The organism is Bradyrhizobium sp. LTSP885 (assembly GCF_000938305.1).
Classification (GTDB): domain Bacteria; phylum Pseudomonadota; class Alphaproteobacteria; order Rhizobiales; family Xanthobacteraceae; genus Bradyrhizobium.
This window is the reverse complement of record NZ_JYMT01000042.1, coordinates 164,983-177,156: the sequence shown is the minus strand read 5'-3', so window position 1 is coordinate 177,156 and position 12,174 is coordinate 164,983. Positions and strand designations below refer to the sequence as shown.

Below are 12,174 nucleotides of genomic sequence, written 5' to 3'. Positions count from 1 at the left end.
GCATTACGCCATGAAAAAAGCCCCGGCCGGAGGCCGAGGCTTTAGACTGTTCGCCGGGACAGATCAGTACTTCGCAACCACCGGGCTGTTGAAGTGATAGTTGACGCCAACGCGGACGATATGCTCGCGGGTGGTCACCGACGTGTTGTATGTCGGCAGCGGCACGAAGGCCCCGCAGACCGCCGTGGTACAGGCATTGGTATAGTTTGTCTTGCCGAGATCGACGTAGAGATACTCCGCCTTGATCGACCAGTTCCGCGACGCCATCCACTCGCCGCCTGCGCCCGCCGTCCATCCGACGCGCGTGTCGGAGAACGTGCCGGCATAGACGTCAGCCGTCGTGGTGAAGCTCGCGGCCGTCGACGACTTGACCTGCCCGTAGGCAAGGCCGCCGGTGCCGTACAGCAGCAGGGTCGGAGCAGCCAGGAAGCCCACGCGGCCACGCACGGTGCCGAACCAGTCGAGGCTGGTCGAGACGCTGTGAAGGAAGCTGCCGGCGAGCGGCGCCACCAGCGGCTGGACGACCGTGTCGGTCTGCCGCGTCCCGTTCCAGTTGATGTCGGCTTCGAAGCCGGCAACCCAAATCGGCGAGAACTGATAGTTGTAGCCGACCTGACCGCCGGCGGTTCCGTCCACGTTATGCTGGCCGGCCGAATAGCTCCGTATCGGGTTGTTCGTCAGCGGCCCACCGCACAGTACGGCAGGGTTGGTGAAGCAGCCCGACGGCGTCAGGTTGTAGCTGGAGTCATTGATCGCGGCGCCGGCGTTCAAGCCGACATACCATCCGGTCCATGGCGTTTCGAGAGCCAGTGGGGGCGGTGCCTTCGTATAGCGCGGCGCCATATCCGCGGCGGAAGCTGCCCCTGTTCCAACGATCGCCAGCAGTGCTGCGAGCGCCAAAGCTGATCTGCGCATTTCAATTCCCTCCGCTCAAAAATCGATTAGAAATGTTGAAACAACCTGCAGCCGTTCGGCCAATACCGCCACAAGGAACTCAGCTTCGGTGCGCTGGATGCGACTGATTTCGGCCACCCGTTGCAACCATGCAACGAAACTCGGTCCACTTTTGCGACCAGAGCGGGTGCGACCGCTTCTGAACGGCCAAAAGGGTGGAAAGCGGCGCCTCGATGGCACCGCTGAGCGGCGTGAATCGGGTTCCCGGGCACACAGGGGTCCACGGAGCGACCAGGCGCTCGGAAAACGGGCCGATGGCGGCCCAGACGGTCCCAAGACAAAGGTCCACGGAAAAGCTCAAGAAAAAGCCCCGGACAATGCCGGGGCTTTCAGGTCCGAGATGAACACCAAGGCTCAGTAGCGCGCCACCAGCGGCGCACCGAACTTGTAGCTCAGGCGAACCACCGCCGACTGGATGTCGACCGGACGCGCATCGAAGGCATAGGTTGCAGGCGCAGCCGTGCCGGCGAGCTGGTAGCTCTTCTTCTCGAACGAGGCATAGTCGTATTCGAGGCCGACGATCCAGTTCTGGGTGATGCCGTATTCCCAGCCGGCGCCGACCGTCCAGCCATTGTGCCAGTTCGACTGGGCGCCCGAACCAGTGAACGGCGGCGTGGTGTCGACCACCGAGAGATGGTTGTTCACGCCGGCATAGCCGCCCTTCACATAGAACAAATTGTTCTGCACGGCGAAGCCGGCACGGCCGGTCACCGTGACCATCCAGTCCGCGCGCCAGCTGAAGCGATCGTCAAGACCCGCGCCGAACACGTTGTTGACGAGGGTGCCCTTGTTGTCGAGGCCTGCGATCGTGCCCTCGAGACCGGCGACAAAGTTGTTGGCCTGCCAGTTGTAGCCGACCTGGCCGCCACCGAACACGCCGCTGCCGCGCTGCCGGAAGCCCTGGCCCGGGCCGAGATCGCCGAACGCCGTGGTGTTGGCGGTGTTGGTCCATTCCTGGTTGGTCCAGGAGCCGCCGACGTTGCCACCGACATAGAAGCCGGCCCAGTTGTAGATCGAGTCAACGTAAGCCGGCGCCTTCGTGTAGGGACGGGCTGCGAGGTCGGCGGCCGAAGCGGCGCTGACACCGAGCGCGGTCGTGACGGTGAGCGCGGCAATCAGTTTGGCATGAGACATGGTGGCACTCCCAAAATTGTCTGATGGGTGCCAGCTTTCCCAGAGAGACCCTTACCAAAAGAAAACCGGCCGATACGGCAACGCAGAATCCGCGCATGCCGGTTTCGAATCTTCTCCGCTGTTGCAGCCACGCAACTTCTAAGGGTTATTTTAAGCGGCCATTATCCTTGATGGATTGTTACCGGCGCAACTCGCCTGTCAGCCAAGTGTCGGCGAATCCTGAGCCGGCGAATGCACATGCTCGGGCCGCACACCAACACCGACGAAGCGCGCGATAAGTCCCTGCAGCCAGGGCACAGCCGTGACCAGCCGCATCGGGAATGGCACCTTGAGCGGTCGATCGCCCGATTTGAGCGCCACCGTGATGATGTTGTTCTGGGCGACCACCTGCATCCGCTGCGTCACGCGCACCGGAAATTCACGCCGCCGCCTGACCGCGTCGAGTTCAGCTTCGGACGGGCAACCCTGCGCGAGCTTCGCCGCCAGGATATTTGCGGTCGCGACCGCGTCCTGCACAGCAAGATTGACGCCGACGCCGCCGACCGGCGACATCGCATGCGCGGCATCGCCGATGCACAACAGACCGGGCCTCGTCCAGCGCGTCAGGCGATTGATCGCGACGGTCAGCAGCTTGATGTCATCGAAACTGCTGACCTCGGCAATACCGGTTTTCAGGATCGGCGCCATCCGCACGACGTCGTCGAGCAGCGCTGCCAGGCCCCTCGCCTTCACCGCGTCGTACTGTCCCTTGGCGATGACATAGGCGCACTGCCAATAATCGCCGCGATCGAACGTCACCATCATCTTGCCCGGCTCGACGCGGGCAAACAAGTTCTCGGTCTCGTCAGGGCGGCGCCCGACGCGAAACCACAACACATCCATCGGCGCGCCGATCTCCTCGACGACAAGGCCGGCACGTTCACGCACGGTGGAATGGCGGCCGTCGCAGGCGATGGTGAGATCCGCTTCGATCTCGATCGGCCCGTCCGGGGTCTGTGCCCGCACGCCGGCGATGGTGTCGCCGCGGCGGAGCAGATCAGTGGCCTCGGTGCTCATCAGCACCTTCAACGACGCAAAACGTTTGCCGCTCTCGCGCAGGAAGTTCAGAAAATCCCACTGCGGCATCATCGCAATGAACGGGTATTTGACGTTGACGCGGCTGAGGTCGGCGATCCGGACCGGCGTGCCGCCGAACATGCCATCGAGCTTCTGCAGCTTCTGGTGCGGCAGCTTCAGGAAGCCGTCGATCAGGCCGAGTTCATCCATCACCTGCAAGGTCGAGGGATGCACGGTGTCGCCGCGGAAGTCGCGGAAGAAATCAGCGTGCTTCTCCAGCACCACGACATCGATCCCGGCGCGTCCGAGCAGATAGCCGAGCATCATGCCAGCCGGTCCGCCGCCGACAATGCAGCAGCGGGTCTTGAGGGTGTGTCGTGTCGGCATCGCGGAAGTCCTGTCCGATTCCATCGTCCCGCTCGCGCTGATGAGACCGCTCCAGATTGAGTTGTAGCGCCAATCCTGCATGACTGCTGCAACCTTTCAGGAAGCAGCGATGGCGTGGCGAGGTTGGCGAGCCTCTATCCGCTCGGGATGCTCCAACAAAAAACCCCGGCCAGCGGCCGGGGTTCCAGAGCTTGCTCGAACGACGGTGCGCGATCAGTACTTCGCAACGACCGGGCCGCCGAAGAGATAGTTGACGCCGACACGGACCGTGTCGAGCTGATGATGGAAACGGTAGGTCGCGGACGCAGTCGGAAAGTTCACCGGATCAAACATCGTCACGTTCGAGCTGCCGAGATCGACATGAAGGTATTCGCCCTTCACGCTCCAATGCGGGGCAAAGGCCCACTCGATACCCGCGCCAGCCGCCCAGCCGACGCGTGTATCGCTCGTGCTGCCGGCGAAGTTGCCGGAGACCAAAGGCGTGTACACGTTGGTGACCGAACTTCGAACTCCGCCATAGGCAAGGCCACCCGTTCCATAGAACAGGACGTTGTTCGCGGTGATGCCGACCCGACCGCGGAAGGTACCGAACCAATCAATGTGATCGCGACCAGTGGAAACGCTTGGGACGATGCCGCCGACGACGCCGGGGAAGACGATCGTCGAGGTCTGGCCGATATCGGCGCCCTGGATATCGGCCTCGAGACCGAACAGCCACTTGTTCGTCTGCCAATTGTAGCCGACCTGACCGCCGCCGAAGCCACCCTCGTGCTTTGCACCAAGGAAGCTGGGCGTTCCGCCCGCGGCAACAGCGGGGCCAAAATCTGCGACGCCGACCGTCGTAAACGAAGCGAGGCTTCCGCTGGAATTGCCCCAGGAATAGCCGCCGTTCACGCCGGCATACCAGCCGGACCAGTTGTATGAGGGATCAACGGCGACAGGGCGAGCCTTGACCGCCATATCCGCGGCCATCGCACTGCCGAGAGTTCCCAAGCTCAACGAAGCGACCGCGGCCGAAGCCCATCTCAACGACTTTTGCATTCCAAATCCTCAAAAAATAAAAGCAAATCCAGCCACAATGATAATTCCGAAGAGGGCTGCATGCGAGAAGGAACGCTGCCCAAGCGGCCGCAAAGCCCATTTTCGAGGCCGCCGTTGCTCACCGGCAACAAATTTTGGCCGAATTGCTGTCAGAGCGCCGTCATTTCAGGCACACCGCCGGCAGGAGCGCCCCCGGACCACCATTGCTTGCTCGGCCCGATTCGTACCGATTGCCTTCAGCGCCGGAACGTCTTGGTCTCCGACACGCTGCCGTCGCGATAGGTCAACTCGACCGAGACCGATTTGGTTTGCGGCGCCAGCTTCAGATAGGGCTGCGCGTCGGACGGAATGGCACTGGGATCGCGAAGATCGCAGGCCGGCATCTTCAGCACCTTGTCCGGCACCGCCGTATCGATGCCGATGCGCACCTCGCGGATCGCGCAGCGATACGACATCAGGTGCGTGTAGTAGACCAGCAAGCCGTTGAACTCGCGGAATGACAGCCAGCTCGTCGCGGTCATGTCGAGGATCTTGCGCTGGTCGCGGATCAGCGCCGTTTCGGGATCGAACCTGATTGGGAACGGCCCCTGCATCTCGCCTTGCGTATCGACGTAGCGGAGCTGGATCGTGCCAGCCGGTGCGTCGGCCGGCAGTTCGATCGACGGGTTTGGCATCCGCTTCCGCGTCCGTGGATCGAGCGTATCGATGAAGCCGGTTTCGCGGAAATCGCCGGCATCGCCCATTCGCCATGAAATCCCGAGCGCCGGGTCGGCGATCGAGATCACCACCGTCCAACCGCCATTGTGACGCGAGAAGCTTGCGATCGGCGCGTTGACGGCGTCCTCCTTGGGCAGCTTCGGCACCGACACCGGCGGCAGCGCCGCCACCTGTTGCGGCGGTGCGGAAGGCTTGGCCGCCTCGGCCTGTCCCTTCGCCATCCCGTTCAGGAAGACGTCGTCGACCATCTGGTCGAAATAGACCGGGATCTGCTTGTGGTTCACGGTTTCGGCCATCTCGCTCACCAGCCGCCGCGTCCGTTGCGCGACCTGCACCATGTTCTCTCCGGGCTGCAGCAGCTCCCTGGCAAAGGTCCGCGTGAATACCGAATTCGGATTGGCGTCGTCGTTCGACAGACGGTCAAGCGCGGTCTGGCGCGGCCCCGCTGAAAACACCGAGAACACGCCCTCCGGCAGTTGCGTCATCGGCGCAAGCCCGCCGCCGCCGGCAACGGCGCGCGTGCCGGAGCGCTCGAACGGATTGTTGCGGCAGGCATCGAACACCAGGATCGCGGTCCGCGCCTTCTTGTTCTGCAGCCGCTCGATGATGCGGTCGGCGAGCACAGAGGCATCGCGCACCAGCTCTTCTTGCCCCTCGGTCGCGGCCGGCACGTCGGTCGGCAGCAGGAAGTTCTGGCCTGATATCTCGAAGCCGTGGCCGGCGTAGAAGAAGAACGCGGTATCGCCGGGCTCGACCGCGCGGTCAAAGGCGAGCAGCGTTTCGGAGAAAGCCTGGCGGTTCAAATTCTCGGCCACCATGACGCTGAAACCAAGTTGCTTCAGCGTGTCGCCCATGGTGCGGGCGTCGTTGACGGCTTTCTGCAGCTTCGGCACGTTCCTGTAGTCGTTGTTGCCGATCACGAGCGCGACACGCTTTTCGGCGTGCGCGGGCGCAGTCGATGCCAGGAATCCGGCCAGGAATACGACCAGGAATACGGCCATGAAGGCCGCCGCGATGGCGGTTGCAGATCGTATCGAAGGCCGGCGTGTCATCCCGTTCCCCACCCGCACGACAGGTCCAGCGGCTCGGTGGCCGCCGGCTAATAGTCGGACCAGCCGCCGGGCCGGTTCAAGGCCAGCCGCGGCACGACCGTTCTCACCGACCGGCCGGCCAAAAATGAGGCCGTGGCAGCCGATACCCCGCCGCTAACGTTTCTTTTTACTGGTCGCGTGATAGATTCGGCCTCCCATTCGGTTCGACCTCCCCACATTTTCAAGGGCCGTCCCGTGTACAATTGGTCTACCGATCACGTCGATCCGCAGGATCGCTTCGACTACTGGCGTGAGGTGCGCGCCAAGGGGTTGTTCGGCGTCACCGCGGAGCTCGAGCCCGAGCGTCGCGGGAATTTCTTCGGCGAATTCTCGCTTCGCAAGTTTGGCAATGCCGGGCTGATCGAGCTGCGCGCCTCGCCCTACCGGGTCGAGCGGCGTGTCGGCGACATCGCCGATGCGCGCAGCGACAGCCTCTGCATCTACCAGCAGCTCGGCGGCGGCGGCTGGTTCAGCGGCACGCGGCTCGACGAATTTTCGGTGCGCGACGGCATGTTCGCGACAAGCTATTCCGACCTGCCCTATCGCACCGCCCCGCTCAGCGACGATGGCTTCCACCTGCGCGTCCTCAAGATCCCGGTCGCGGATATTCCGTGGCCACACGCCGGGCTCGACTCCCTCGTCCCCAAGCCGGTGCACGATCAGACCGAGCTGCGGCCGCTGCTGGAATCATGCTTCCAGGATATCGTCGAAGGCAGCGATGAGGCCGAACCGGCAGGCACGGCGCCGCTGGTGCACGCGCTGGCTCAGATGGCGCTGATGGAGCGCGGCATCGCGCGGCCGGGCAGCCGGCTCGCGCAGCAGGCGCTTCGGGTCGGCCGCCTCTCGCTGGCCCGCCGCCTGATCGCGCAACATCTGTCGCGGGCCGAGCTGTCGCCGACCCTGGTTGCCGACATGCTCGGCATTTCGGTCCGCCATGTGCACATGCTGTTCGAGACTGCGGAGATGAGTTTCTCGCAGACCGTGACCGCGCTGCGGCTCGATCACAGCCGCCGCCTGCTTCGCGAGGCGCCGCAGCGGCCGATCGCCGACATCGCTCACGCCTGCGGCTTCGAGAGCCTTGCGACCTTCTACCGCGTCTTCAACGCAGCCGTCTCCATGACGCCGGGCGACTACAGGACACAGCCGGCCTGAGCGCGGCGGCCAAAACAATCTAGCTTTCGGGCAATCCTGCCGCGACCATCAGCCGGATGATCCGCTGGGATGCCTCAAGAAAAACCGGGCTCACATTCTTGGTCGACGACGAAACGTTGAGTGCCGTCGTGCCAGGCCGCAATCTCAACCCTTCCTGCATGGCCGCCTTTGCTTCGTCGGTCCGGCCCAATTTCTGATAGGTCGCAGCCAGCAGCATATGCGAGCGACCGGATGCCGGGGTAATGGCGATCGATCGCTTGAGCCATGGCAACGCATCGTCGCCACGGCCCGTCATCATATCAGCCCATCCGGCGCCGAGAAGCCATGTCCAACGCGACACTTGCGGCGTATCGAAACGGTCGGCTTGCTGGAACGTCGCAAGCGCATCTTCAAAACGGCCAAGGTAAATCTGCCCGAGGCCGACGAGATAGAGGGCAAGGCCGTCCCACGGATCGAAGCTGAGCGTCCTTGAACAGGTCACGAGGCTCTCGACAAAATGGTTGGTGGCGCTGAGGAAACGGCAATAGGTCTCGAGCACAGGAATCGAATTGGGCTTCGCCCGCAGCGCGCGCTCCAGCGTCGTGCCGGCATTGGCCTCAGCCGCAAGCGCCTCGTCCGGGCTGTACCAGACCATCTGGATGCCGCGGAGCTGAAGCGCCGCCAGCGCAACGCCGAGATCGACATTGTCAGGCTCGGCGGTGAGCGCCTTTTGCAGCATCGTCTGCGCCATGCCAAAACGCTCACGCGTCGTCTGATTGATCGACGCGGTCGCTTGTTCGATCGTCGTTTTGGCGCTGCCGGTTGCACCGCCGGTCGCGGCCGAAGGCTCGCCGCCCTCCAGCAACCCGTTAAGGCGGTTCGCCAGCAGGTGACCCACGCCCGCGGCAAGCCGCGATTGCTCGAGTTGCGGGTCAAGCTCGTCGACGTCGACCGAAACCGTGGCGACCGTTTGAACTTCGCCGGTTGCAGTCCTGATCAGGCGCGCCCGCAAGGTCCACGATTGCTCCCCGCGCTGCAATTCGCCACGCACTTCAAAGTCCGATGGCGCTGACGGTGCGGACACAGGTTCCGGGCGCCCCCCCGCCGCTTCGTATCGCGGCGCAATGACCCGGATATTCTCGATCCTGGCAAGACCATCAGCCAGACGATCGGTCGCACCTCCAGCCACAGCCGCGCTGCGCGCATCGTTGGCCGCCCCGACGATCGCCATCACCGCGACGGTCGATGGCTTTGGCCTGAAGATAAGGGAAGGTCGCAGAACGGGAGCCGCGACGGCAAGTCCGATGATGGCGCAGAGGCAAGCGACCGTCGCGATGGCCGCGGGTCCACGAATCCCGAACATGGACCGTGGCGACTGTTTCGGTTCGGCGATCGGCGTGGCCGAGGTGACCGGCTCGGCCGAAGCGGCCTGGATTGACAGGGCGGCCCCGCCGTTGACCGGAACGCCGACCGGTTCAGTCGACACCTCGGCCTCGAACAGGTAGCCGCGGCCGGACACCAGTTTGATCAGTTGGCGTCGCTCATCGCCGAGCGCCGCCCGAACCTCGCGAATGCATTGAAACAGGCTGTCGTCGGCGACATGGACGTTCGGCCAGATCGTCGCGAACAACTCCTCTTTGCTCAGCACGCGGCCGGCGTTGGCCGCGAACAGATGGAGCATGTCGAAGGACTTCGGCCGCAGCCGGATCTGTTCGCCGTCGGGACCGCGCAGCCGCGCCTGCTGCGGATCGAGTTCAAATCCCGCAAAACGAAGCACTTGGTCCTCACAACCTCAAACTGGCCGCTTTTGCGGGTGCGAAAAGCGAATATCAGAAAAATTTCAGAAATATCGCCAGGAGCTTACCAAGACACTCACCGACCAACATGACAAGACTCGCTGCAATATTTCGATAGCCGGAATACTTGGCAAGGGGTCGTGGGGATCATGGTTGAGGCGCTGCGACAGAGACCGAGGCTGGGCAAATTAGCCCCCGCGACCATGCTGCGGCATTTCGGCCCAAATGATTTCCGTGCGCGCATTGAGAAGTCGCCTGCCCGGCCGCGCGCCAAGACGATGCCGGCCGCGAACGTGCGCGGGGAACCGATCATGACGGAGTCCGGGGTGAACGGCACCGTCCAAGCCGGCAGAGGTATGACGCGCCATGCGTGGTGAGCACGAGCACAATAGCAGTCTGGATCCGGCCACGGCCGGCGCGCTCCCAGCCCTGGATCGTTTCGACATGGGCATCGATCCCGTGCCTGGACCTATCAGCCATCCGCTCGACACGACATCAGGCCATCACAGCTTCGCCCCGTTGCGCGATGCCTGCGCCGCCGAGCTCGATGAGGCCATGGAGTGCGGCGACGCGGCGAGCATTCCGCCGTTGGTCAAGGCCGTCGCCGAGTTCGCGCTCATCGATCGCGGAGCGCTCAGGCCGGGCAGCCGCCGTGCCCAGCAGACCCTTCGCGTCGGCCGCCTCTGCCTGGCGCGCCGTCTGATCAGCCGCCATCTGTCGAAGCCATCGCTGTCGCCGGCCATGGTCGCCGCGCTGCTCGGCGTATCGGTCCGCTACATCCACGTGCTGTTCGAGACAACCGGGACGAGCTTCTCGCAGACCGTCACTGCGCTGCGCATGGCCCGGAGCCGCCAGTTGTTGCGCGAGACACCGCCGATATCGATCGCCGAGATCGCCGACGCTTGCGGGTTCGGAAGCCTCGCGACATTCTACCGGGTCTTCAACGTATCCGAAGGCGTCACACCCGGCGAGTTCAGGGCACAAACCGGGGCAAGCCCCTTCACCAGCGCTGCGCCGTCCGATCCCGAAGCGGTGAGTCATTTGACCGGAAAATGACGGAAAGACGCTTATTTGTGCGAAAACATTAAGCTTTTTCCGTCGTCTGGCCCGTTCCAAGATTGACTTTGCCGGTTTCGACCCTATGTTTCGGCTCAACGCGGCCTCGGATCGAAACGCGATTCGTCAGGTTTGCCGCCCGTCTGCGTCAGTCAGAGCCCCCGAGCTTTTTAGAAGCCAGCCGTTTCGGGGCCGAACGCGACAGCCTTATACCTTCGATTCCGAACGGCGGTATCGACCAGAGGCTCAATGTCTTTTTCCAATCTAGGCCTGTCCGACAAGGTCCTCGCCGCAGTCGCGGCCACCGGTTACACCACCCCCACTCCCATCCAGGAACAGGCGATCCCTCACGTCCTCGCCCGTCGTGACGTTCTTGGCATCGCCCAGACCGGCACCGGCAAGACCGCCGCCTTCGTTCTTCCGATGCTCACCATGCTCGAAAAGGGCCGTGCCCGGGCCCGCATGCCCCGCACCCTGATCCTCGAGCCGACCCGCGAACTCGCCGCCCAGGTCAAGGAACAGTTCGACAAATACGGCGCCGGGCAAAAACTCAACGTCGCGCTTTTGATCGGCGGCGTTTCGTTCGGCGACCAGGACACCAAGCTGACGCGCGGCGTCGACGTGCTGATCGCAACGCCCGGCCGGCTGCTCGACCACACCGAACGCGGCGGATTGCTGCTCACCGGTGTCGAGCTTCTGGTGATCGACGAAGCCGACCGCATGCTCGACATGGGTTTCATTCCCGACATCGAACGTGTCTGCAAGCTGGTCCCGTTCACACGGCAGACGCTGTTCTTCACCGCGACGATGCCGCCCGAGATCAGCCGCATCACCGAAGCCTTCCTGCACAATCCGGCGCGGATCGAGGTTTCAAAGCCCGCGACGACAGCCGTTGGCGTGATGCAGTCGCAAGTGCCTGCCGGTCGCGAGTCACACGAGAAGCGAGAGATCCTGCGCCGCCTCTTGCGCGACGCCAAGGATCTCAACAACGCGATTATCTTCTGCAATCGCAAGCGCGAAGTCGCCATTCTTCACAAGTCGCTGCAGAAGCACGGTTTCAGCGTCGGCGCCCTCCACGGCGACATGGATCAGTCCGCCCGCACCGCCGCGCTGGATCAATTCCGCAAGGGCGAGATTCCGCTGCTGGTCGCCTCCGATGTCGCCGCCCGCGGCCTCGATATTCCGGCCGTCAGCCACGTCTTCAATTTCGACGTGCCGCACCACCCCGACGATTATGTCCACCGCGTCGGCCGTACCGGCCGCGCCGGACGCACCGGTACCGCGATCTCCCTCGTCACCTCGCTCGACACCAAGTCGATGGCCGCGATCGAGAAGCTGATCGGCCAGCAGATCCCGCGTGCCGAGGGCGACTTCACCGTTCAGAGCGAGGCGTCCGGCGAGGCCGATGCGCCGCGCAGGTCGCGCAGCCGCGACGGGTCGCGCGACAAACCCCGCGGCGATCGCAAGCCCCGCCGCGAGCGTGAACCGCGTCCGGACAGGGAGCCCAGGGAGGCACGCCCCGAACGGGAGCCGCACCAAGGACGCGAGCCCCGCCCCGAACGCGAGCCTCGTCACCAAGGCGGCCGCAACCCGGCTCAGCCGCAGGCCGCAGCGCCACACGTACCGTCGATCGGCCGCAGCGAACCGCGTCGGCCGCAGCGCGAGGCGGACCACGAGCCCGCCGATCATTCGCATCTGCCGGCCTTCCTGCTGCGCCCGGTGCGTGCGCGCGTCTAGAGCCGCTTCCGTTCCGATGGAATCGGAACGGGGCTCTAGATTGTTGTTCGACGCGTTTTCCCAGCTCGAACCGT

At 64.0% G+C, this 12,174-nt stretch carries 9 protein-coding genes; 3 read left to right on the top strand and 6 right to left on the bottom strand.

All coding sequences use genetic code 11. The features are described 5' to 3' along the window. Positions 1 to 63 precede the first annotated feature (63 nt). The 5 genes from UP09_RS29830 to UP09_RS29810 all read right to left on the bottom strand — a co-directional run bounded on the left by UP09_RS29830 (position 64) and on the right by UP09_RS29810 (position 6,341). Entirely contained in the window at positions 64 to 915 is an 852-nt protein-coding gene (locus UP09_RS29830) for an outer membrane protein (RefSeq protein ID WP_044541931.1), read from the bottom strand. A gap of 393 nt (positions 916 to 1,308) precedes the next feature. Next, positions 1,309 to 2,088 (bottom strand): outer membrane protein, encoded by a 780-nt coding sequence (locus UP09_RS29825; RefSeq protein WP_044541930.1) that lies wholly within the window; start codon positions 2,086 to 2,088, stop codon positions 1,309 to 1,311. A gap of 198 nt (positions 2,089 to 2,286) precedes the next feature. Further along, positions 2,287 to 3,531 (bottom strand): FAD-dependent oxidoreductase, encoded by a 1,245-nt coding sequence (locus tag UP09_RS29820; RefSeq protein ID WP_156164843.1) that lies wholly within the window; start codon positions 3,529 to 3,531, stop codon positions 2,287 to 2,289. 213 nt (positions 3,532 to 3,744) lie between these two features. Next, positions 3,745 to 4,503: an outer membrane protein gene (locus UP09_RS29815; RefSeq protein WP_052833254.1), complete on the bottom strand. Its 759-nt coding sequence runs from the start codon at positions 4,501 to 4,503 to the stop codon at positions 3,745 to 3,747. A gap of 305 nt (positions 4,504 to 4,808) precedes the next feature. Beyond that, positions 4,809 to 6,341 (bottom strand): caspase family protein, encoded by a 1,533-nt coding sequence (locus UP09_RS29810; RefSeq protein ID WP_044541928.1) that lies wholly within the window; start codon positions 6,339 to 6,341, stop codon positions 4,809 to 4,811. 234 nt (positions 6,342 to 6,575) lie between these two features. Between UP09_RS29810 and UP09_RS29805 the strand changes: the two genes are divergently transcribed. Next, a complete protein-coding gene (locus UP09_RS29805) occupies positions 6,576 to 7,532 on the top strand; it encodes a helix-turn-helix transcriptional regulator (RefSeq protein ID WP_044541927.1) in 957 nt (318 codons plus the stop codon). A 19-nt stretch (positions 7,533 to 7,551) separates the two neighbouring features. On the opposite strand, the gene UP09_RS29800 is transcribed toward UP09_RS29805, so the two are convergent. Beyond that, positions 7,552 to 9,288, bottom strand: coding sequence for a winged helix-turn-helix domain-containing protein (locus UP09_RS29800; RefSeq protein WP_044541926.1), 1,737 nt, complete (start codon positions 9,286 to 9,288; stop codon positions 7,552 to 7,554). Between the two features lie 463 nt (positions 9,289 to 9,751). On the opposite strand from UP09_RS29800, the gene UP09_RS29795 reads away from it, so the two are divergent. Both UP09_RS29795 and UP09_RS29790 read left to right on the top strand, forming a co-directional pair. Then, a complete protein-coding gene (locus UP09_RS29795; RefSeq protein WP_245302267.1) occupies positions 9,752 to 10,363 on the top strand; it encodes a helix-turn-helix transcriptional regulator in 612 nt (203 codons plus the stop codon). A 249-nt stretch (positions 10,364 to 10,612) separates the two neighbouring features. Then, entirely contained in the window at positions 10,613 to 12,100 is a 1,488-nt protein-coding gene (locus UP09_RS29790; RefSeq protein WP_044541925.1) for a DEAD/DEAH box helicase, read from the top strand. The last annotated feature ends 74 nt before the right edge of the window (positions 12,101 to 12,174 follow it).

Bases quoted from the DNA above. Each gene is read 5' to 3' on its own strand.
- UP09_RS29830 (WP_044541931.1), bottom strand. From the start codon at position 915: ATGCGCAGATCAGCTTTGGCGCTCGCAGCACTGCTGGCGATCGTTGGA.
- UP09_RS29825 (WP_044541930.1), bottom strand. From the start codon at position 2,088: ATGTCTCATGCCAAACTGATTGCCGCGCTCACCGTCACGACCGCGCTC.
- UP09_RS29820 (WP_156164843.1), bottom strand. From the start codon at position 3,531: ATGCCGACACGACACACCCTCAAGACCCGCTGCTGCATTGTCGGCGGC.
- UP09_RS29815 (WP_052833254.1), bottom strand. From the start codon at position 4,503: ATGGCCGCGGATATGGCGGTCAAGGCTCGCCCTGTCGCCGTTGATCCC.
- UP09_RS29810 (WP_044541928.1), bottom strand. From the start codon at position 6,341: ATGACACGCCGGCCTTCGATACGATCTGCAACCGCCATCGCGGCGGCC.
- UP09_RS29795 (WP_245302267.1), top strand. From the start codon at position 9,752: ATGGGCATCGATCCCGTGCCTGGACCTATCAGCCATCCGCTCGACACG.
- UP09_RS29790 (WP_044541925.1), top strand. From the start codon at position 10,613: ATGTCTTTTTCCAATCTAGGCCTGTCCGACAAGGTCCTCGCCGCAGTC.